We start from the raw sequence: 21,262 nt of genomic DNA, 5'->3' as shown, positions 1-21,262 counted from the left end.
TCAGGTCTGACAGTAGCGCTGGCTCGCAACCGGACATTTAATCGAGAGGCAACTATCCGCACACCACCAATGACGAATCGCGCAGCGGATGTCGGGAGGTTATCGCCGTTGAAGGTCTTTCATGCCCTGAGCAGCCATAGCCAGACACCGGTCAAAGCCGTGATCGATGAGGAATTGACCTATGGCGCAGGGGTTACCAAGGCGTATCTGAAAGCGCATTGCTACATGCCACCATCGCATTCAACCCCACCGCCAGGCGCGACAGTTCGTGGGCCGCTTTGCTCCAGCGCCACACCGGCGGCGCTGGCCATTGCTTGATCGTTCCCAGCGTGGGAACGATCACTGCGTCCTAGCCGCGCCTGTCACTTCCCCATGGCGAGGGTGCGCCGCCCGCCAAAGCCGCGCAATGTCCTGGGCTCGCTCGCTCAGCAGGCGCGGGGCATCGGTACAGGCCTCTTGCAAGGTCATCGGCCCGCTGGCCAGGGCAAAGGCGGCGTCGATGCCGTGTTCATACAGCGCCTGGTAGCCCTCCCCCAACGTGCCGGCGATGACCACCACCGGTACGCCTCGCTCGCGGGCGATGCGGGCCACGCCAAAGGGGGTTTTGCCGCGCAGGGTCTGGGCATCGAAACGGCCTTCGCCGGTGATCACCAGGTCGGCGCCACGAACCGCATCGGCCAGCCCGGTCAATTGGGCGACGACGTCCACACCGGTACGAAACTGTGCCCCCAGAAATGCCTTGGCCGCGAACCCCAGGCCACCGGCGGCGCCACTGCCTGGCTCGTCGCGGACATCCTTGTTCAAGGCTTGGGCGCAGTGTTCGGCGAAGTGCCCCAGGGCCCGGTCCAGTGCCTGCACCTGCTGGGCCGAGGCGCCCTTCTGCGGACCGAAAACCGCCGACGCGCCATGGGGCCCGCACAGCGGGTTATCGACATCGGCGGCGATCTCGAAACTGACCTGGGCCAGGCGCGGATCCAGGTCGGCCAAGTCAATGCGCGACAGGTTCGCCAGGGCCAGGCCGCCGGGTGGGAGGGGTTGGCCGTGCTCATCCAGCAAGACCACGCCCAGGGCCTGCATCGCACCGGCACCGGCATCGTTGGTGGCACTGCCGCCGATCGCCAGGATCACCCGCCCGGCGCCTTCATCGAGGGCGGCGCGAATCAACTCGCCGGTGCCATAGGTGCTGCTGGAACAGGCATCGCGTTGCCCGGGAGGCACCAATTGCAGACCGCTGGCTTCGGCCATCTCGATGATCGCGGTGCGGCTGTCGGCCAACCAACCCCAGCGCGCCTCGACGGGCGCGCCCAGAGGGCCGCGGACCCGAATGCAGCGCCACTCACCGTTGCAGGCGGCCAGCACCGACTCCACCGTCCCTTCCCCGCCATCGGCCATCGGGCACTTGATCAACTGGGCATCCGGCCAGACCTGGGATAGCCCTTGGGCAATGGCATCGGCAACGCCCTGGGCGCTGAGGCTGTCCTTGAACGAGTCGGGGGCGATGACTATTTTCATATTATTCTCCGGTTCCGATGCACTGCATGCTGCCAGCTGACCGGCGCCATGACGCCGGTCAGCCGCACAAAAGACACCGGGCATTATTGTTCAATTTCACAAACACCGGTTTGGCGGGGTGATAGTTGTTGAATGATATGGCCTCATCGCGAGCAAGCTCGCTCCCACAGGGGCCTGTTATGAACTCAAGAGCTGCGTACAACAGAGATCAACTGTGGGAGCGGGCTTGCTCGCGAAGACGATGCATCAATCGACATCAATGGTGACTGACACGACGCCTTCGCGAGCAAGCCCGCTCCCACAGTTTTATATCGGTGTGCTCTCGGTCTGCGGCAACAACTGAACCCCCAGGTACAACGCCAGCATCCCGTCCAGGCGCAACGGGTCCACGCCGCTCAGTTCGGCAATGCGCTCCATTCGGTAGCGCAGGCTGTTGCGGTGGATGCCCAGGGCCTCGGCACAGGCCTGGTTCTGGCCATCGTGTTCACACCAGCTGCGCAGGGTCGCGAGCAACTGGCCGTTGCTGTCCTTGGCGATGACCTTGCGCAACGGTGTCAGCAACTCGTCCAGGCCATCGTCGCTGCGGTGGCGCCAGAGCAGTACCGGCAGGCGATAGCGGCTGAGGTCCAGCAGCCGCGATTGCGGCAACACCTCGCGTCCGTAGGCCAGCAGGTCCGCCACCCGCCGGTAGCAGCGACGCAGGCCTGTCAGCCCTTCGGCCTGGCCGCCCACCGCCACGCGCAAAATGTTCCAGCCCAGCCCGTCGAGCTTGGCCAATAGCCGCTCGTTCTCCACCGAGGCCGTGGCCGGTCGGCACCAGAGCAAGGAAGATTTGGACGAGGTCAGGCACCAGCTGTCCGGGTAACGGGACATCAGCCAGGCACTCAGCGCCTCGACGGTCTGCCCGGGGCCGTGCTCCAGGCCCAGTTCGAACAGATAGGGCACCCGCGATAATTGCGGCTTGAGGCCCATCTGTCGCGCTTCGTCCAATAAACGCGGCGAATCCCCGGCGTCCCCCAGCAGCAACGCCAGCAAGTCATCGCAACGCTGACGGCGCCATTGTTGCTCGGCCTGCTGGTTACGCTGGCCCACCAGCATTTCGGCGGTCATGCGCACCAGTTCGGCGTAGGTGCGCAACTGTTCTGGCTCACCGGTGATGCCCAGTACGCCAATCAATCGCTGGTCGAGCATCAGCGGCAGGTTGATCCCCGGCTGCACGCCTTTGAGATGCAGCGCCGTGCGCTCGTCGATTTCCACCACCCGGCCATTGGCCAAGACCAACTGCGCCCCCTCGTGACGCGTATTGACCCGCTCGCGTTCGCCGCTGCCGAGGATCAGGCCCTGGTTGTCCATGACGTTGACGTTATACGGCAGGATCGCCATCGCCCGGTCGACGATGTCCTGGGCCAAGTCGTGATCGAGTTCGAACATGGGCGGTGTTCCTTGCAAGCGGCGTGGGTGAATTGTCTTGAGTGTAAACGTCAGCGCGATTGGTCAGGCGCACAGCACCTGCGATCAAACCCTGTGCTCGAGCACAAAGACACGACCCCTTAGGCTGGCCGAGACTCAAGGGGCGGTCAACGTTACCCCTTGGCCCGCAAAAAATCATAATAAAGAGAGACCCGCCATGTCCCAGAGCGCAGCTGCAATCCTGGCTACCCCCGACGAAAAAAGTACCGTCTACAAACGCATTACCCTGCGTTTGATTCCGTTCATCTTCATCTGCTACCTGTTCAACTACCTCGACCGGGTCAACGTTGGCTTCGCCAAGTTGCAGATGCTCGACGCGTTGAAGTTCAGCGAAACCGTGTACGGCCTCGGCGCCGGGATCTTTTTCATCGGCTACGTGCTGTGCGGCGTACCCAGCAACCTGGCCCTGAGCAAATTCGGCCCGCGACGCTGGATCGCGCTGATGATGATCACCTGGGGCACGCTGTCGACCTGCCTGCTGTTCGTCACCACCCCCACCGAGTTCTACACCTTACGGCTGTTCACCGGCGCGGCTGAAGCCGGGTTCTTCCCTGGCGTGGTGCTGTACCTTTCGCAATGGTTCCCGACGTTCCGACGTGGCCGGATCATGGCGTTGTTCATGTCCGCCATTCCGGTGTCCGGTCTTTTGGGCAGCCCGTTCTCCGGCTGGATCCTCAACCACTTCGCCGCGGGCCAGGGCGGCCTGGCGGGTTGGCAGTGGATGTTCTTGCTGCAAGGCATCCCGACGGTGATCCTCGGGGCACTGGCGTTTTTCCTGCTCAGCGACACCTTCGCCAACGCCACGTGGCTGACCGACCAGGAACGCGCCGTGCTCAGCGCCGACCACGCCGAAGACCTGGCGAACAAACCGCAGACCACCACCGATTCGCTGCTGGCGGTGTTCAAGAACCCGGCGATCTGGGCCTTTGGCCTGGTGTACTTCTGTATCCAGAGCGGCGTGTACGCGATCAATTTCTGGTTGCCGTCGATCATCAAGAGCCTGGGTTTCAGCGATAACCTGGTCATCGGTTGGTTGAGTGCGATTCCCTATCTGCTGGCGGCGGTGTTCATGTTGCTGGTAGGCCGCTCGGCGGACCTGCACAAGGAGCGTCGCTGGCATCTGGTGGTGCCCATGCTGATGGGCGCGGCCGGGCTGCTGATCGCCGTCAACTTCGCGACCACCCCGGCCATTGCCATCATTGGCTTGTCCATCGCCACCATGGGCGCCCTCACCGGCCTGCCGATGTTCTGGCCGGTGCCCACCGCCCTGCTCAGCGCCGGCGCGGCCGCCGGTGGGCTCGCATTGATCAACTCCATGGGCCAGATGGCCGGCTTCCTGAGTCCGTACCTGGTGGGCTGGGTCAAGGACGCCACCGGCTCGACCGACGCGGCGTTGTACCTGCTAGCCGGCGTGATTGTCTGCGGCAGCCTGTTGGCGTTGCGCATGACCCGCACCCTGCGCGCCTGACGCTCTTTTTTCCCTGTGGGAGCGAGCTTGCTCGCGATAGCGTCAAATCAGCCAACATTGATATTGACTGACCCACCGCTATCGCGAGCAAGCTCGCTCCCACAGAGGATTTGGGGGTGTTTGAGAATTCTGTTTGATCCGTGCGGTGGTTCTGGGGTTTGATTGGGCCTTTCCCATGGATGAAAGGATCTTGTCATGAGCTACCGCACGCTAGGCCAATCCGGGTTGCAAGTCTCGACCTTGACCCTGGGCACCATGATGTTCGGCGAACAGACCAGCACCGAGGACTCGCTGCGGATCATCGACAAGGCCTGGGACCAGGGCATCAACTTCATCGACACGGCGGACGTCTATACCAACGGTCGCTCCGAAGAGATCGTCGGCGAAGCGATTGCCAGTCGCCGCCAGGAATGGGTGCTGGCCACCAAGGTCGGTTTCGGCCCGGCGGACGGCGTGCCCAACCGCAGCGGCCTGAGCCGCAAGCACCTGTTCAACGGCATCGAGGCCAGCCTGACGCGCCTGGGCACCGATTACCTGGACATTTATTACCTGCACCGCGAAGACCACAACACGCCGCTGCATGTCACGGTGTCGGCCATTGGCGATTTGATTCGCCAAGGCAAGATCCGTTACTGGGGCCTGTCGAACTACCGTGGCTGGCGCATCGCCGAGGTGATTCGGATCGCCGACAGCCTGGGCATCGACCGACCGGTGATCAGCCAGCCGCTGTACAACATCGTCAACCGCCAGGCCGAAACCGAGCAGATCACCGCTGCGCAGAACTATGGCCTCGGCGTGGTGCCCTTCAGCCCCCTCGCCCGAGGGGTCCTCAGCGGAAAGTACGCGCCAGACGCGGCACCGGACGCCAACAGCCGTGCCGGCCGCCAGGACAAACGCATCCTGGAAACCGAATGGCGGGTCGAGTCCCTGCGCATTGCCCAGCAGATCCTGCAATACACCCAAGGCCGGGGCGTGGGCATCGTCGAATTCGCCATCGCCTGGGTGCTGAACAACCGCGCGGTGACCTCGGCCATCGTCGGGCCGCGCACCGAGGAACAGTGGGATTCCTACACCAAGGCGCAGGCGGTGAAAATCACAGCGGAGGATGAAGCCTTCATCGATTCGCTGGTGACACCGGGGCATGCCTCGACACCGGGGTTCAATGACGTGGGGCATTTCGTGCCGGGGCGAGTGCCGCGTACGTCATAATCATTCATTGAAATAAGGAACGTGGCGAGGGAGCTTGCTCCCGCTGGGCCGCGAAGCGGCCCCTTAAGTTGCGGCCGCTTCGCAGCCGAGCGGGAGCAAGCTCCCTCGCCACAAGTAAATCCCTCACCACCACGGCGTCCTGCCCACTAATAAGAGGCCTCAGTGTCCAAAGGCATCGCTCTATCGGTCTCAGCCTCCGCGCTGTTCGCCGTCATGTATTACTACACCTCGCTGCTCTCACCGTTGACCGGCCTGGAGATCTTCGGCTGGCGCATGCTGCTGACGATGCCGTGCATGACCGTGTTCATGCTGGTTGCACGGGAGTGGCACCTGGTCACGGCGCTGATCCGGCGCCTGGTTGCCACGCCTCGCCTGTTGATCGCGGCGACAGCGTCCTCGGCACTGATGGGCGCCCAGTTGTGGCTGTTCATGTGGGCGCCACTCAACGGCTACAGCCTGGACGTGTCGCTGGGGTATTTCCTGCTGCCGCTGTCGATGGTCCTGACCGGTCGCATCGTCTATGGCGAACGCCTTTCTTACCTGCAAAAAGTCGCCGTGTTCTTCGCCACCCTTGGCGTGTTCAACGAGTTGTACCAGGTAGGTGGTTTTTCCTGGGCAACCTTGCTGGTGGTATTGGGCTACCCGCTCTACTTCATCCTGCGTAAACGCATCAAGACCGACAACCTGGGCGGGCTCTGGCTGGACATGACCCTGATGCTGCCACTGGCACTCTGGTTCGTGCAGAGCGGCGAACAGGGTTTCGAGGTGTTCAATCAATATCCGTGGCTGTCGCTGCTGATTCCGCTGCTCGGCGTGATCAGCGTTTCTGCGCTGGTGTGCTACATCGTCGCCAGTCGGCTGCTGCCGTTCAGCCTGTTCGGGTTGTTGAGCTATGTCGAACCGGTGCTATTGCTGGGCGTGGCGCTGCTGTTGGGCGAAAGCATCAAGGCCACTGAATGGCTGACCTACATCCCCATCTGGATGGCCGTGGCGGTGCTGGTGTTCGAGGGATTCAAGCACCTGATGCGGCAGCGGCGCCGGGGCTGAGGCCTCCACCGAACCTGTGGGAGCGGGCTTGCTCGCGAAAGCGGAGTGTCAGGCACCCTTGGTATCGACTGATACTCCGCTTTCGCGAGCAAGCCCGCTCCCACCCTGTTTGTGTCGCTCAATAAAAAGCCCGCCTGGCATCACTGCCAGGCGGGCTTTTTTCGCGCTCAGGTATTACTCGGTAGCCAACACGCCCCGACGTACCTGATCGCGCTCGATGGACTCGAACAGCGCCTTGAAGTTGCCTTCGCCGAAGCCATCGTCGCCCTTGCGCTGGATGAACTCGAAGAACACCGGCCCCATCAGGGTTTCCGAGAAGATCTGCAGCAACAGGCGCTTGTCGCCCTGATCTGAAGCACCGTCCAGCAGGATGCCCCGCGCTTGCAGTTCCGCCACCGGCTCGCCGTGGTTCGGCAAGCGGCCTTCGAGCATTTCGTAGTAGGTCTCCGGCGGCGCGGTCATGAAGCGCATGCCGATGCTTTTCAGCTTGTCCCAGGTCTTGATCAGGTCGTCGGTCAAAAACGCTACGTGCTGGATGCCTTCGCCGTTGAACTGCATCAAGAACTCTTCGATCTGTCCCGCGCCCTTGGACGACTCTTCGTTCAACGGGATGCGGATCATGCCATCCGGGGCGGTCATGGCCTTGGAAGTCAGGCCGGTGTATTCGCCCTTGATGTCGAAATAACGGATCTCACGGAAGTTGAACAGTTTCTCGTAGAAACCGGCCCAATAGGCCATGCGCCCGCGATACACGTTGTGGGTCAGGTGATCGATGATTTTCAGGCCCGCGCCCACTGGATTGCGGTCAACGCCCTCGATAAACACGAAGTCGATGTCATAGATCGAGCTGCCTTCGCCAAAACGGTCGATCAGGTACAGCGGCGCGCCGCCGATGCCTTTGATCGCCGGCAGGTTCAGTTCCATCGGGCCGGTTTCGATGTGGATCGGCTGGGCACCGAGTTCCAGGGCACGCTTGTAGGCCTGTTGCGAATCCTTGACCCGGAAAGCCATGCCGCACACCGAAGGGCCGTGCTCGGCCGCGAAGTACGACGCCACGCTGTGGGGTTCGTTGTTGAGGATCAGGTTGATCGCGCCCTGGCGATACAGGTGCACGTCCTTGGAGCGGTGGGTGGCCACTTTGGTGAAGCCCATGATCTCGAAGATCGGCTCCAGGGTGTTGGGCGTTGGGGATGCGAATTCGATGAATTCAAAGCCCATCAGGCCCATGGGGTTTTCGTATAGATCTGCCATGTCGGCGCCTCATCATTGTTATCAATTAACCAAAAACGTTAGTTGCTAGCCATGCTGAGGGCACGCGGTGGCGCGCAGGAAATGCCGCGAACGCTGCGGGCGAGGAAATCGCCGTAGATCAGTTGAAACCCAAGTATCTTCATGGTCGACCCAAGGCTTTTGCGGGCGAGGCTTCTGCTGTCAGAAGACGTTTATTCTTGTATGCGTAAATCGATTCTACACAGCGTAACCAGGTTTGTCCGCCTTCTGTATCAAATCGCCTTTTCCGCCGGCCGCGCAAGGGGTTTGTTGCAGAGGAAAATGCCCACCAGGATCAGCCCGCCGCCGACGCACATCAAGGCCGTGAACCGTTCGTCCAGCAGCAGCGCCCCCAGCAGCACCGCCGTCAGTGGATTGAGCGCAATGAATACGCCGGAACGGGTCGCGCCAATCCGACGAATGCCGTCGTACCAAGCGATGTAGGCCAGGGCCGAACCCAACACGCCGAGGTAGAGCAGGCTCAGCCATTGCCGTGCGTCCAACCCGCCCATTGCTTCGAGGCGAATCTCGCCTGCAGCCCCGCAGGCCAGCCACAACATCAGCGTGCCCAGCAGAATCGACCAGGTCACGGTCTGCAAGGGGCCAAGGCTTTCATTCAGGCGGCGGGAAAACAGGGAATAAATGCCCCAGCCCAGCACGCAGCCAAAGATCAGCAGGTCGCCGATCCAGCCCTGTGCGGCGTTCTGCAGCAAGGACGGATCACGACTGACGATCACCAGTCCCGCCCCACCGATGCACAGCACGATGCCCGCCACTTTCAATCGGCCCAACCGCTCCTTGAACAGCCACCAGGAGGCCAATCCGATCACCGCCGGGTTCAAGGCCACGATCAACGAGGCTCGTGATGCGTTGATGTACTGCAAGCCGTAAAAGAAGCACAGGTTATAGAAGAAGATGCCGAAGAACCCCAGCGCACTCAGCTGCAGCCCTTGTTTGAGGCTGGGCCGGACCAGCGGGATCCGGGCCAGGGCGAGGAACAGCAACAACGCGAGACTGGCCAGCAGGAAACGCAGGCTGGCGGCGAACAGAGGCGCCAGGGCATCGGAAAGAATCCGACCGGCCACGAAGGTCCCGCCCCAGATCATGGTGACCATGGCGAGCTTCAGGTAGACCGGCAGATCTGAAGGCGTTGGGACAGCTTGGTCGAACGTTTTCATGGTGCACCGAAACCTGTAGGTGAAGTCACTCACAAAACCTGTGGCGAGGGGATTTATCCCCGCTGGCGCGCGAAGCGGCCCCCTCGAATTCCAGACACACCGAGTCGTCAGGTTTGGGGCCGCTACGCAGCCCAGCGGCGATAAATCCCCTCGCCACAAAGTTCTGCATTGCTTTCTGATTCGAATCAGATGCCTCATCATCAGGCTCATGCATCATCATCGTAAAATGAGTAATTCCTCATGACCCTCACCCAACTCGAAATCTTCTCCCTGGTCGCCGAGCTGCGGGGTTTCACCGCTGCGGCAACGCGATTGGGCATCGGCCAGTCAGCGGTGTCCCACGCCATCAAATCCCTGGAGCAGGAACTGGGGGTGGAACTGCTCAGGCGGCATCAGTCCCAGGTGGAACTCAGCGACATTGGCCAGCAATTGCTGCTGCGGGCCCGGGCCATGCTCGGACTGGCCAACACCTTGCGCCAGGAAGCCGCCGACGCCCGGGGCATGCGCCGGGGCACCTTGCGCATCGGCTCGTTCGGCCCGACTTCGTCGATGAAATTGTTGCCTGCCATCCTGCAACGCTACCGCGCCCTGCACCCGGGGATCGAAGTGCACATCGATGAAGGGCCGGACCGCCAAGTCATCCAGTGGCTGGATGAACGACGGATCGACGTCGGTTTCGTGGTGCTGCCCGAAGACCGTTTCGACACGTTCGCGCTGATGGAAGATCAGATGGTCGCCCTGCTGCCCACTGCCCATCCCCTCGCCGCCCAGGCCAGCCTGAGCCTCAAGGACCTGTGCAACGATCCCTTCGTGCTCACCGAGGCCGGATCCTCGGAGCTGGTTTCGCGACTGTTCAATGCCGCCCGGCTCACACCGAACGTGCGCTTTCGTTGCTCGCAACTGCTCAGCACCCTGGATGTCGTCAGGCGCGGCGAGGCGGTGAGCGTGGTGTCCGAAGGCTCGCTACCGGGCGGCGACAACCCGGGTTTCGTCACGCGGCCATTGGCGCCGCCGGTTCCGCGCCAGATTGGCCTCGCCGTACTGGACAGCCGCCAGGCCTCACCGGCGACCCTGGCCTTCATAGAACTGGCCCGGCAGTGATCCAGGTACGACACCGAACCTGTGGGATGAGGCCCTCGCGGCGAGCAAGAGACCGGCAAGCCATCTATCATAGTCGGCATTCAACGTGTCCCTCCTTGATCCCTTTCCTCTCGTCCCACAGGTTGTGCCGATGCCATTGACCGCCACACGTTCGCGCACGCGGCCCCGTCGCTACCTGATCACCCTGCTCTGCGCCCTGCTACCGATGCTGCCAGGGGTGGGCATCCTCTACCTGCAAGCCGAACGGACGCTGGAGCAACAGACTCGGCAGACTGCCGAAAAGCTGGTCCGGCAGGTCGAGTTGATGCTCGACAACACCGCCTCGTCGGCCCGCGAATTGCTGCCCCTGGCCGGCCAACCCTGCGAAGCGGTGAAGCTGGCGTTGCGTGAACAAGTGACGCGCCGGCCCTTTGTCCGCTCGACCAACCTGATACAAGACAACACCCTGTATTGCAGTTCGTTGTTCGGCGCCTTCGAGGAAAAGGTCAATCCCGGCGATTACCACCAAGGCACGTTGTGGCTTATGAACGGCAACCCGGTCACACCCGATACTGCGCTGCTGATTTACCGACTCAACGAGGGCCAGCAAGGGGCATTGGCGACGCTCGATGGTTATCACCTGGCCAACGTCCTGAATCTGATTGGCGGGCAGACCCGACTGCTGTTGCAAGTCGGGCCGAACTGGCTGGCGGCCGACGGCAAGGTTCGACAAGCCCCACTGCCCGTGCTGGCAGTCGCTCAGAGCGACCTCGCCTCATCGCGCTACCCTTTCAATGTTGAAGCCGGTTTTGATGAGGGTGAAGTCTGGCGCTACATGGCCCGGGAGTATCCGCCGCTGTTCAGCCTACTGATCGTCTTCGGCGTTATTGCCGGGACACTCGGTCACTGGCTGCAAAAACGCGCCTCGTCTCCCAGCCGTGAGTTGCAACGAGCGCTGGAGGCGGGAGAGTTCGTGCCCTATCTGCAACCGGTCGTACACGGCGACAGCAAGCGTTGGGCCGGGGTCGAAGTGCTGATGCGCTGGAACCACCCCACGGAAGGCCTGGTACGCCCGGACCTGTTTATTCCATTCGCCGAACACAGCGGCTTGATCGTGCCGATGACCCGGGCGCTGATGCAGCAAACCATGCACCTGCTGGTGCCTCTTACCCCGCTGCTCGAAGCGCCGTTTCATGTCGGCATCAACATCACTGCGCGCCACTGCCAGGATCTGGCGCTGGTGAACGATTGCCGCGCGTTCCTGGATGCCTTCCCAGCAGGCACGATTGCGCTGGTGTTGGAGCTGACCGAACGCGAGCTGATCGAACCGACGCCCATTACTCACCAATTGTTCGAACAGTTGCGTGAGCTGGGGGTCATGATCGCCATCGACGATTTCGGCACCGGTCATTCCAGCTTGGGATACTTGCGTCAGTTCAACGTGGATTTCCTGAAGATCGACCAGAGTTTTGTCGCGATGATCGGTGCCGACGCCCTGTCGCGTCACATCCTTGACAGCATCATCGAACTGTCGGGCAAACTCGACTTGGGGATTGTTGCCGAGGGTGTCGAAACGCTCGAACAAAGCGATTACCTGGCCGCCCACGGGGTGAACTTTTTACAAGGTTATCTATTTGGCCGCCCGGTTAGCGGGCAGGACTTCATTGAGACCTTGACCGCCATTAATGGCAATTACCCGCCGCCGATCTATTGACGACGACGCTCAAACGGATAAAAACGTTTGCTGTTGTTACATAACGAAAAAGTTACGATTTACACATTTCGGATTAACTACTACAATTTTTTCTACCTGTGCTAGATAGCAGGAGAATCATTATCACCGAGTCGCTTCAAGGCACTTGGCTTATAGCTTTGTTTGCGGTTGGTATCAGCCAAACATTCTGATTGGAGTAACGATTTTGTCCAGACTCGCTGAATTTCGTGCAGCTGAAAGGGCCCTTCAAGAACAGCTCAAGCAGCTGGAATCGCTGAAGAACGATGCCGGGCTCAAGAAAGAAATCGAATTCGAAGAAAAGCTCCAGGGACTGATGAAAACCTACGGCAAGAGCCTGCGCGACATCATCGCGATCCTTGACCCGAAGCCGTCCAAGACTGGCTCGCCAGCGGCCAAGCCCGTTAAAACCCGCCGTGCACGCGTGGTCAAGGTTTACCAGAACCCGCACACGGGTGAGTTGATCGAAACCAAGGGCGGCAACCATCGCGGCCTGAAGGCCTGGAAAGAACAATACGGTGCGGGCACCGTTGATTCCTGGTTGCGTGGTTAACATCCTCTGGATGAAAAAAACCCTGAGTACACTCAGGGTTTTTTATGGGCGCAACTTTTGGATCCTGCTCCCGGCGTATTGTGCTGATGGCCTTATAGTTTCAGGCTATTTCGTACCGACTGTATTTCATCCTGGCTTTCAACAAACACCTGCGCCTGTCCCGCATAGGACAGCACATAAGCTTTGCCCTCATTTAGTGCCGCGACGAGTGTCTGAGACAACACATGCCGGCCGTTCTGCGTGATCGTGCAAGTGGTCTCCAAGGCCGTGACTTCGCCCAACATGGAAGAATGGATCTTATTACACACACTTTGATAACCACCCTGGAAAAAATCCTTTTGGATTGACTTACGCATTTCCAGTAATACGCCTTGCAAGTTGACTTGATGATCGGGCTCGACAGGCGTCGCGGTCAGCTCCATGACCATCACCGCATTGCCCGCCGAATCGCTCTTGGTCGCCCGTTGTCGGGTCGTTCCCGGTGCCGTCGTCGGCGCAGGCGCATCGGCGGGCAGCGGCTCGATGACCCAACCCGGTGGCCATGCGACCTGCGGCTCAACCGCCTGGGCAGCGCCACTCGCAAGAGTGGCAAACAGCAGGACAAACAGCGAAAGAAACGGTCGAATCATTACGTTGCACTCAAAAGCCAATCGTAAAGTCTGAAGCCCGCCGCAGAAGCAGGCAATAGCCACGCGCGGTTTGGCGATGCCGCGCCCCTTTGCGTATCATGGGTGCACCTGCAAGGAAGCCGTTTAACGCAAGCCCAGGAACCGTCGCAACAGCGTTGCTACGCCGTTTGCCCCACTTATTTTCCGGAGGGCCCATGAGCCTGCACGAACTCAATACTTTCCCTGGCGTCACTGCCCAACCCGATGCGGCCACGGCCAGATTCGTCTTCAACCACACCATGCTACGGGTCAAGGACATTACCAAGTCCCTGGATTTCTACACCCGGGTGCTGGGTTTCTCCCTGGTGGAAAAACGCGACTTCCCGGAAGCCGAATTCAGCCTGTACTTCCTGGCCCTGGTGGACAAGAACCAGATTCCAGCGGATGCAGCGGCACGTACCGAGTGGATGAAATCGATTCCTGGCATCCTGGAACTGACCCACAACCATGGCACCGAAAGCGATCCGGCGTTCGCCTACCACAACGGCAACACCGACCCGCGTGGGTTTGGCCACATCTGCATCTCGGTCCCGGACGTCGTTGCCGCCTGCGAGCGCTTCGAAGCACTGGGCTGCGACTTCCAGAAGCGCCTGAACGACGGCCGCATGAAAAGCCTGGCGTTCATCAAGGACCCCGATGGCTACTGGGTTGAGATCATCCAACCTGCACCGCTGTAAGTTGTACTGATACCCATTGTGGGAGCGAGCTTGCTCGCGATGAGGGCAACGCATTCAGCATGGATGCAAGCTGACCCACCGTCATCGCGAGCAAGCTCGCTCCCACAGAATAATGGCCGATAAAAAAACCCCATGGGCCACGGCTCATGGGGTTTTGTTTTTCCGCTATCGGCTGCTTAGGCCGGCGCAGAGGTGCGGATCAGATGGTCGAAGGCGCTCAGCGAAGCCTTGGCCCCCTCGCCCACGGCGATCACGATCTGCTTGTACGGCACGGTGGTCACGTCACCGGCGGCGAATACGCCAGGGATCGAGGTTTCGCCTCGGGCATCGACAATGATCTCGCCACGCGGCGACAACTCGACAGTGCCTTTGAGCCAATCGGTGTTGGGCAACAGGCCGATCTGCACGAAGATCCCTTCCAGTTCTACGTCGCGCACTTCAGCGCTTGGACGGTCCTTGTAACGCAAGCCGTTGACCTTCTGCCCGTCGCCCGTCACTTCGGTGGTCTGGGCGTTGGTGATCACCGTCACGTTCGGCAGGCTGTGCAGCTTGCGCTGCAACACCGCGTCGGCACGCAATTGCACATCGAACTCCAGCAAGGTCACATGGGCCACGATACCGGCCAGGTCGATGGCTGCCTCAACGCCGGAGTTACCGCCGCCAATCACCGCCACGCGCTTGCCTTTGAAGAGCGGACCGTCACAATGCGGGCAGTACGCCACGCCCTTGTTGCGATATTGCTGCTCGCCCGGCACGTTCATTTCGCGCCAGCGGGCACCGGTCGCCAGGATCACGGTCTTGGCCTTGAGGCTCGCACCGCTGGCGAACTTGACTTCGTGCAGCTCGCCATCCTTGCCTGCCACCAGTGCATCGGCGCGTTGCAGGTTCATGATGTCCACGTCGTACTGCTTGACGTGTTCTTCCAGGGCAACGGCCAGTTTCGGGCCTTCGGTTTCCTGGACCGAGATGAAGTTCTCGATGGCCATGGTGTCGAGCACCTGGCCGCCGAAACGCTCCGCCGCCACGCCGGTACGGATGCCTTTACGGGCCGCATAGATCGCCGCTGAAGCGCCAGCCGGGCCACCGCCCACCACCAGCACATCGAACGCGTCCTTGGCGCTGATCTTTTCAGCCTGGCGCTCGATACCGCTGGTGTCGATCTTGGCCAGAATCTCTTCCAGGCCCATGCGGCCCTGGCCGAAGTTCACGCCGTTCAAGTAGATGCTCGGCACGGCCATGATCTGGCGTTCATCGACCTCGGCCTGGAACAGCGCACCGTCGATCGCCACGTGGCGAATGTTCGGGTTCAGCACCGCCATCAAGTTCAGTGCCTGGACCACGTCCGGGCAGTTCTGGCATGACAGCGAGAAGTACGTCTCGAAGTTGAACTCGCCCTTAAGGGAGCGGATCTGTTCGATAACCTCGACACTGGCCTTCGAAGGGTGGCCACCGACTTGCAGCAAGGCCAGCACCAGCGAAGTGAATTCGTGGCCCATGGGGATGCCGGCAAAGCGCAGGCTGATATCGGCACCCGGGCGATTCAACGAAAACGAAGGCTTGCGCGCATCGGTGCCGTTGTCGAGCAAAGTAATCTGGTCGCAAAGACTGGCAACGTCTTTGAGTAGTGCGAGCATTTCCTGGGATTTCGCACCGTCGTCGAGGGAAGCGACGATCTCGATCGGCTGGGTGACCCGTTCCAGGTATGACTTCAACTGAGCTTTAAGATTGGCGTCCAACATACGGGCGATTTCCATTTTTTTGAATTTCAGAAAAAACAACGCCCGAGCGAATCTCGCCCGGGCGTTTTTTGTGGGCGGTGCGGCTTGCTTAAGTGCGGATGACCGCCCTCAAAGGACTCACGGTCTTAGATCTTGCCGACCAGGTCCAGGGACGGAGCCAGGGTGGCCTCGCCTTCTTTCCACTTGGCTGGGCAGACTTCGCCAGGGTGAGCGGCAACGTATTGAGCGGCTTTGATCTTGCGCAGCAGCTCGGAAGCGTCACGGCCTACACCGCCGTCGTTGAGTTCAACGATCTTGATCTGGCCTTCTGGGTTGATCACGAAAGTGCCGCGGTCAGCCAGGCCAACTTCTTCGATCAGCACGTCGAAGTTGCGGGAGATAACGTGGGTTGGGTCGCCGATCATGGTGTACTGGATCTTGCCGATGGCTGGCGAAGTGTTGTGCCAGGCCGCATGGGCAAAGTGGGTGTCGGTCGACACGCTGTAGATCTCGACGCCCAGTTTCTTGAATTCGGCGTAGTTGTCAGCCAGGTCTTCCAGCTCGGTTGGGCAAACGAAGGTGAAGTCGGCTGGGTAGAAGAACACGACAGACCACTTGCCTTTCAGGTCGGCATCCGATACCGGAACGAATTCGCCGTTTTTGAAAGCGGTAGCGTTGAACGGTTTAACTTGGCTGTTGATGATAGGCATCGATGTTTCTCCATCAGGGTTGAAAAGTTGATGGAGGGAATCTTAACCACTCATCCCCAGGCTGGCTCATTGGCAAACCTCATGCGAATGATTGGTTTTGGCTATGAACAGCTAAATAGATAGAAGAAAACTTAATATGGCGAGCACGCTCGCCATATGTTCGCCTGGCGATCAGGAGCCTACGGGCGTACGCATCGTCACGAATTCCTCGGCAGCGGTCGGATGCACGCCGATGGTTTCGTCGAAATCGCGCTTGGTGGCGCCGGCCTTGAGGGCGATGGCCAGGCCTTGGACGATTTCCCCGGCATCCGGCCCGACCATGTGGCATCCCAGCACCTTGTCAGTCCGGGCATCCACCACCAGTTTCATCAGCGTGCGCTCCTGGCATTCGGTCAAGCTCAGTTTCATCGGCCGGAAGCGGCTTTCGAAAACCTGCACCTCATGGCCCTCTTCCACGGCCTGCTCTTGCGTCAAGCCAACCGTGCCGATGTTCGGCAGACTGAACACGGCGGTAGGAATCATCCGGTAATCCACCAGGCGATACTGCTCGGGCTTGAACAGACGCCGCGCAACCGCCATGCCCTCGGCCAGGGCAACAGGTGTGAGCTGGACACGACCGATCACATCGCCAATGGCCAGGATCGACGGCTCGGTGGTTTCGTACTGTTCGTTGACCTGGACAAACCCCTTCTCGTCCACCGTGACAGCGGTGTTCTCCAAGCCAAGATTGTCCAGCATCGGCCGTCGGCCGGTGGCGTAGAACACACAATCGGTGAGCAACGTTTGACCATCCTTGAGCTGTACCCTCAGGCTGCCATCGTCCAGCTTTTCGATGCATTTGATATCAGCGTTGAATTGCAGAACCAAGCCACGACGGGTCAACTCTTCGGCCAGATGCTTGCGCACCGCGCCGTCAAATCCGCGCAGGAACAACTCGCCGCGATACAGCAACGACGTCTGCGCGCCCATGCCGTGGAAAATCCCCGCGAACTCCACCGCAATGTAGCCACCACCCACGACGATAACGCGCTTGGGCAATTCCTTGAGAAAGAACGCCTCGTTGGAACTGATGGCATGCTCGCGCCCCGGAATGTCCGGGATCACCGGCCACCCGCCCGTGGCGATCAGGATGTGCTTGGCGGTGTAGCGCTGGCCGTTGATCTCGACCTCATGGGGCCCGGTGATCCTGGCGTGACCCTCGTGCAGCACGACGCCGCTGTTGACCAGCAGGTTGCGATAAATTCCGTTGAGGCGATTGATTTCCCGGTCCTTGTTGGCGATCAACGTGGCCCAGTCGAAACTCGCCTCGCCCGCCGTCCAGCCATAGGCCGACGCCTGCTCGAAATCCTCGGCGTAATGCGCGCCGTAGACCAGCAGTTTTTTCGGCACACAGCCCACGTTCACGCAGGTACCGCCCAAATAGCGACTCTCCGCCACGGCCACTTTCGCCCCAAAACCGGCGGCAAACCGCGCAGCCCGCACACCGCCGGAACCGGCGCCAATCACATACAAGTCAAAATCGTAGGCCATTTCTATCTCCTTCGGCAGGCCATCAGCATACCCGCTGTTTTCGCCTGAGGCAGCGTTGCGGTTGGTTATGGGGGCGGAAAACGAAAAAGCCAGCCGGATTGAATCGAATGGGCAAGTTAAGCGCAATTCCTGTGGGAGCGAGCTTGCTCGCGATGGCGTCGGATCAGCAGCATTGATGTTGACTGGCCCGCCGCTATCGCGAGCAAGCTCGCTCCCACAGGGGTTTGGCTTGTGTGATAGGTGATTGGCGAGAGACTTTTCCCCGCACAAAAAAACGCCCCGAACCAGTCGGGGCGTTTTTTCAAGGCGCGGTAGCTATCAGTAAGCCTTGCCGGTCTTGTAGAAGTTCTCGAAGCAGAAGTTGGTCGCGTCGATGTAGCCTTCGGCGCCACCGCAGTCGAAACGCTTGCCCTTGAACTTGTAGGCCATGACGCAGCCGTTCTGGGCCTGCTTCATCAGGGCGTCGGTGATCTGGATTTCGCCGCCCTTGCCTGGCTCGGTCTGTTCGATCAGGTCGAAGATGTCCGGGGTGAGGATGTAGCGACCGATGATGGCGAGGTTCGATGGTGCGTCTTCAGGTTTTGGTTTTTCAACCATGCTGTGGACGCGGTAGATGTCGTCGCGGATCATTTCGCCGGCAATGACGCCGTACTTGTTGGTTTCCTGCGGATCGACTTCCTGGATCGCCACGATGGAGCAGCGGAACTGCTTGTACAGCTTGACCATCTGGGTCAGCACGCCGTCGCCTTCGAGGTTGACGCACAAGTCGTCCGCCAGGACCACGGCGAACGGTTCGTCACCGATCAGCGGGCGACCGGTCAGGATCGCGTGGCCCAGGCCTTTCATTTCGGTCTGGCGGGTGTAGGAGAACGAGCATTCATCCAACAGTTTGCGGATGCCGACCAGGTATTTTTCCTTGTCGGTGCCCTTGATCTGGTTTTCCAGCTCGTAGCTGATGTCGAAATGGTCTTCCAGGGCGCGTTTGCCGCGACCAGTGACGATGGAGATTTCCGTCAAGCCCGCATCGAGGGCTTCTTCGACGCCGTACTGGATCAGTGGCTTGTTCACCACCGGCAGCATTTCTTTGGGCATGGCTTTAGTCGCTGGCAGGAAGCGAGTACCGTAACCGGCTGCTGGGAACAAGCATTTCTTGATCATATAAGTCCTTGAAAAGGCGGTGTCTACGAGTTTCGGCGCAGTCTAATCAGGCGACGGGCACCTTACAATGCCCGCACTGGCCAACCGATGCCATCATAGAGAAATAAAAAACGGCGGATAGTTCAATCGCCTTTCGTCTCGATGGGTTTAGCGGTCCTACTGTACGCCCATGAGCGCTGTTTGCGAGCATTTGACGTATCATGGCGGCCTTGATCCCGCCAACGAGGCAGCTAGATGTCGGTCACACAAAACACAAACGGTTATTCGGTCAGCCAGGATAAGGACGGCCAGTGGTGGATTATCAACTACCACGGCGAGCAGGTCGCCGGCCCGCTGCCTAGCAAGGCGATGGCGGTAGAAGTCGCCGCGGTATTCCAGGACGACCGCTCTGCCCCAGCGGCCAGGGAACGCGAATCAGCCCCGGCCCGCAGCCCTCGTCGCAAGAAATAAACAAACAAGCCTCAAGTAAATGACGCCCGGCATTGAACGGGGCTTTGTTTAGCTGTACCGGGATGGCCATTCGCTATAATCTCGCGCCTGCCCCCTCCCTTCTCGATGACGATTCCATGAAAACACTTCTGGCGCTGTTTGCAGTCCTGGCCTTGGCGGGCTGTGCCTCGGCCGAAAAAACCTACCTGGACAATGGTGAACAGGGACTGACCATCGATTGCTCCGGCGAAGCCAATTCCTGGGCCACTTGTTATGAAAAAGCGGATGCCTCCTGCGCCGGCACCGGCTACCGCATCGTTGGCACCGATGGCACGCCGCAAGCCAAGGAGAGCGACAAGACCTTGGGGGTCAGCGTCGGCAACTTCACCAGCCGTAGCGTCCTGGTGGTGTGCAAGTAAAAGACGGGAGCCCTGTTTCATGGGTGAAACAGGACGCTAGATGTGGATCTCGGCGAACTTGATCCCCAACCCCCGGATGGTCTCGATCAAGTCATCGAGACGGCTGAAGGATTCGACTTCGTCCTGGTCATCCACCAGGAAAAAACTGCGCCCTGCGGCTTTCTTGAAGAAGACGATCCATTCACCCGGGCTCGCCGGGTTCTGAATCACATGTGTGGCACAGATCAGACCTTCTGCATGGCGCTCACGCACCTGCTCGCGTTTCATCGACTGACTCCATAAATGACAATGCCGCCAACGTTGACCGTGGCGGCATTTTTTGTCGAGGGCATCAGTTTATCCGATGCCCGGCCCGCTCGTCAGGTCGTGACTGTGTTTAGCCGGAAATGCAGGCGTTGGCCGCGTCCTGCACATCGCCTGGGCGCACGGGCACGTTGGACAGGCTTTCGTGCAGCTTGATGCTGCTGCCGCTGGAGCGCTCGTCAATGTCGAACACCGCAGCCGGCATGCTCGAGAGTTTGCCCGGCACGATCAACCGCATGCCGTTCTTGTGGGGTTCCATTTGCAGCGCGCCACGGCTGCTGGCGAGCTTGTCGGCGACGCATTTGGCATACTCATGGGGTTTCTTTCCGGAGATAACGCTCATGGTGGGTGGCGTCTGGTTGATGTCCGATACCGACGCACATCCACTCATCGCCAATGCCAATACCCACACGCTGCGCTTCATATGATTCCTCCAATAAAGACCCTCGGACAGTGCAAACGCTGTTTTTCTCCAGGGTCCACTGTCTTTTTTTGCGCTTCCTGCGATAAATGAACAAAGCCTGGGACGCGGGCCGGATATTAACCCTTGGTGCTGATAAACTGCACATCATTCTCCTTGCTATCGTTTGATTTTGTAGAAAAAGCCCTTCTGGAGGCGCCCATGAAATTCATCCACCAGCGCGAGCACCTGAACGAAGACGACATCGTCGTCATCGAATGCTCCCAAATGTGCAATATCCGTTTGATGAACGACGCCAACTTCCGCAGCTTCAAGAACGGCGGCCGGCACACTTATCATGGCGGCGCGTTCGACACCTTCCCGGCCAAGATCACCGCACCGAGCACCGGGTTCTGGAACATCACCATCGACACCGTCAACCGCCGGGCCATCAGCGTCACGCGCAAGCCGACCCTGACCCACAAGATCAAGATCATCCGGCGTTCCAGCTCGAAACTGAGCTGAGTATCGCCCTTTCAAGAAAGGCAAAACCGTGGACCAGACGACCAAATACGTCATCAAGTACAAGCTCAACGGCGAACGCCGCTTCGAGTTCGCGCAACTCGTGGACGGCACCGAAGAAGAAGCCTTGGCAGCCCTGCAAGCGTTGCACGGAGAGACCGAGGATGTGATCAGCGACGTCAGTGTCAGTAAAGCGCTGTAAAGACTCAC

General features: G+C 60.0%; 22 protein-coding genes. 11 read left to right on the top strand and 11 right to left on the bottom strand.

What is annotated here, in order from left to right:
• Nucleotides 1-339: 339 nt before the first annotated feature.
• Both CD58_RS11555 and CD58_RS11550 read right to left on the bottom strand, forming a co-directional pair.
• Nucleotides 340-1,512, bottom strand: coding sequence for a glycerate kinase (locus CD58_RS11555; RefSeq protein WP_025213157.1), 1,173 nt, complete (start codon nt 1,510-1,512; stop codon nt 340-342).
• A gap of 306 nt (nt 1,513-1,818) precedes the next feature.
• A complete protein-coding gene (locus tag CD58_RS11550; RefSeq protein WP_025213156.1) occupies nt 1,819-2,943 on the bottom strand; it encodes a sugar diacid recognition domain-containing protein in 1,125 nt (374 codons plus the stop codon).
• A gap of 196 nt (nt 2,944-3,139) precedes the next feature.
• On the opposite strand from CD58_RS11550, the gene CD58_RS11545 reads away from it, so the two are divergent.
• The 3 genes from CD58_RS11545 (at nt 3,140) to rarD (ending at nt 6,706) form a co-directional block, all read left to right on the top strand.
• Complete coding sequence (locus tag CD58_RS11545) at nt 3,140-4,450, top strand: MFS transporter (RefSeq protein ID WP_025213155.1); 1,311 nt, start codon at nt 3,140-3,142, stop codon at nt 4,448-4,450.
• Between the two features lie 195 nt (nt 4,451-4,645).
• Nucleotides 4,646-5,659 (top strand): aldo/keto reductase, encoded by a 1,014-nt coding sequence (locus CD58_RS11540; RefSeq protein WP_025213154.1) that lies wholly within the window; start codon nt 4,646-4,648, stop codon nt 5,657-5,659.
• Between the two features lie 162 nt (nt 5,660-5,821).
• Nucleotides 5,822-6,706 carry an EamA family transporter RarD gene (gene rarD / locus CD58_RS11535; protein WP_025213153.1) on the top strand — a complete coding sequence of 295 codons (885 nt, stop codon included), beginning with the start codon at nt 5,822-5,824 and terminating at the stop codon, nt 6,704-6,706.
• A gap of 174 nt (nt 6,707-6,880) precedes the next feature.
• Here the strand turns inward: rarD and hppD are convergent, their stop codons facing one another.
• Nucleotides 6,881-7,957, bottom strand: coding sequence for a 4-hydroxyphenylpyruvate dioxygenase (gene hppD / locus CD58_RS11530; RefSeq protein ID WP_025213152.1), 1,077 nt, complete (start codon nt 7,955-7,957; stop codon nt 6,881-6,883).
• Between the two features lie 251 nt (nt 7,958-8,208).
• Complete coding sequence (locus CD58_RS11525; RefSeq protein WP_025213151.1) at nt 8,209-9,153, bottom strand: DMT family transporter; 945 nt, start codon at nt 9,151-9,153, stop codon at nt 8,209-8,211.
• Between the two features lie 240 nt (nt 9,154-9,393).
• Here CD58_RS11525 and CD58_RS11515 point away from each other — a divergent pair, with 240 nt between their 5' ends.
• From CD58_RS11515 to CD58_RS11505, 3 genes are all read left to right on the top strand, one after another.
• On the top strand, nt 9,394-10,254 hold the full coding sequence (locus tag CD58_RS11515; protein ID WP_025213149.1) for a LysR family transcriptional regulator: 861 nt from the start codon (nt 9,394-9,396) through the stop codon (nt 10,252-10,254).
• A 130-nt stretch (nt 10,255-10,384) separates the two neighbouring features.
• Complete coding sequence (locus CD58_RS11510) at nt 10,385-11,947, top strand: EAL domain-containing protein (RefSeq protein WP_025213148.1); 1,563 nt, start codon at nt 10,385-10,387, stop codon at nt 11,945-11,947.
• A 205-nt stretch (nt 11,948-12,152) separates the two neighbouring features.
• A complete protein-coding gene (locus CD58_RS11505; RefSeq protein ID WP_025213147.1) occupies nt 12,153-12,518 on the top strand; it encodes a histone-like nucleoid-structuring protein, MvaT/MvaU family in 366 nt (121 codons plus the stop codon).
• A 92-nt stretch (nt 12,519-12,610) separates the two neighbouring features.
• Here the strand turns inward: CD58_RS11505 and CD58_RS11500 are convergent, their stop codons facing one another.
• The gene (locus tag CD58_RS11500) at nt 12,611-13,147 is read right to left on the bottom strand and encodes a DUF4946 domain-containing protein (protein WP_025213146.1); all 537 of its coding nucleotides are present in this window, start codon (nt 13,145-13,147) and stop codon (nt 12,611-12,613) included.
• A 194-nt stretch (nt 13,148-13,341) separates the two neighbouring features.
• Here CD58_RS11500 and gloA point away from each other — a divergent pair, with 194 nt between their 5' ends.
• Nucleotides 13,342-13,863, top strand: a complete 522-nt coding sequence (gene gloA, locus CD58_RS11495) for a lactoylglutathione lyase (RefSeq protein ID WP_025213145.1) — start codon at nt 13,342-13,344, stop codon at nt 13,861-13,863.
• 176 nt (nt 13,864-14,039) lie between these two features.
• Here gloA and ahpF read toward each other — a convergent pair whose 3' ends face one another.
• The 4 genes from ahpF to galU all read right to left on the bottom strand — a co-directional run bounded on the left by ahpF (nt 14,040) and on the right by galU (nt 18,979).
• Nucleotides 14,040-15,602 (bottom strand): alkyl hydroperoxide reductase subunit F, encoded by a 1,563-nt coding sequence (ahpF, locus tag CD58_RS11490; protein WP_025213144.1) that lies wholly within the window; start codon nt 15,600-15,602, stop codon nt 14,040-14,042.
• A 125-nt stretch (nt 15,603-15,727) separates the two neighbouring features.
• Nucleotides 15,728-16,291: an alkyl hydroperoxide reductase subunit C gene (gene ahpC, locus CD58_RS11485; protein WP_025213143.1), complete on the bottom strand. Its 564-nt coding sequence runs from the start codon at nt 16,289-16,291 to the stop codon at nt 15,728-15,730.
• A gap of 171 nt (nt 16,292-16,462) precedes the next feature.
• Nucleotides 16,463-17,821, bottom strand: a complete 1,359-nt coding sequence (gene gorA, locus CD58_RS11480) for a glutathione-disulfide reductase (protein ID WP_025213142.1) — start codon at nt 17,819-17,821, stop codon at nt 16,463-16,465.
• Nucleotides 17,822-18,139: 318 nt separating this feature from the next.
• Nucleotides 18,140-18,979: a UTP--glucose-1-phosphate uridylyltransferase GalU gene (gene galU, locus CD58_RS11475; protein WP_003182953.1), complete on the bottom strand. Its 840-nt coding sequence runs from the start codon at nt 18,977-18,979 to the stop codon at nt 18,140-18,142.
• Between the two features lie 234 nt (nt 18,980-19,213).
• On the opposite strand from galU, the gene CD58_RS11470 reads away from it, so the two are divergent.
• Together CD58_RS11470 and CD58_RS11465 are read left to right on the top strand one after the other, a co-directional pair.
• Nucleotides 19,214-19,429: a hypothetical protein gene (locus CD58_RS11470; RefSeq protein WP_025213141.1), complete on the top strand. Its 216-nt coding sequence runs from the start codon at nt 19,214-19,216 to the stop codon at nt 19,427-19,429.
• A 116-nt stretch (nt 19,430-19,545) separates the two neighbouring features.
• Nucleotides 19,546-19,827 (top strand): hypothetical protein, encoded by a 282-nt coding sequence (locus tag CD58_RS11465; RefSeq protein WP_025213140.1) that lies wholly within the window; start codon nt 19,546-19,548, stop codon nt 19,825-19,827.
• A gap of 36 nt (nt 19,828-19,863) precedes the next feature.
• On the opposite strand, the gene CD58_RS11460 is transcribed toward CD58_RS11465, so the two are convergent.
• Together CD58_RS11460 and CD58_RS11455 are read right to left on the bottom strand one after the other, a co-directional pair.
• The gene (locus tag CD58_RS11460; RefSeq protein WP_025213139.1) at nt 19,864-20,094 is read right to left on the bottom strand and encodes a hypothetical protein; all 231 of its coding nucleotides are present in this window, start codon (nt 20,092-20,094) and stop codon (nt 19,864-19,866) included.
• A gap of 109 nt (nt 20,095-20,203) precedes the next feature.
• The gene (locus tag CD58_RS11455) at nt 20,204-20,554 is read right to left on the bottom strand and encodes a hypothetical protein (protein WP_025213138.1); all 351 of its coding nucleotides are present in this window, start codon (nt 20,552-20,554) and stop codon (nt 20,204-20,206) included.
• A 198-nt stretch (nt 20,555-20,752) separates the two neighbouring features.
• Between CD58_RS11455 and CD58_RS11450 the strand changes: the two genes are divergently transcribed.
• The gene (locus CD58_RS11450; RefSeq protein WP_025213137.1) at nt 20,753-21,055 is read left to right on the top strand and encodes a DUF1883 domain-containing protein; all 303 of its coding nucleotides are present in this window, start codon (nt 20,753-20,755) and stop codon (nt 21,053-21,055) included.
• A gap of 28 nt (nt 21,056-21,083) precedes the next feature.
• Nucleotides 21,084-21,254 carry a hypothetical protein gene (locus CD58_RS31205; protein WP_200868911.1) on the top strand — a complete coding sequence of 57 codons (171 nt, stop codon included), beginning with the start codon at nt 21,084-21,086 and terminating at the stop codon, nt 21,252-21,254.
• The last annotated feature ends 8 nt before the right edge of the window (nt 21,255-21,262 follow it).

Origin of the sequence: Pseudomonas brassicacearum, assembly GCF_000585995.1 — a bacterium.
Taxonomy (GTDB): Bacteria; Pseudomonadota; Gammaproteobacteria; order Pseudomonadales; family Pseudomonadaceae; genus Aquipseudomonas; species Aquipseudomonas brassicacearum_A.
The sequence above is the reverse complement of the archived record's forward strand: the minus strand, read 5'-3'. Positions and strand labels throughout refer to the sequence as shown.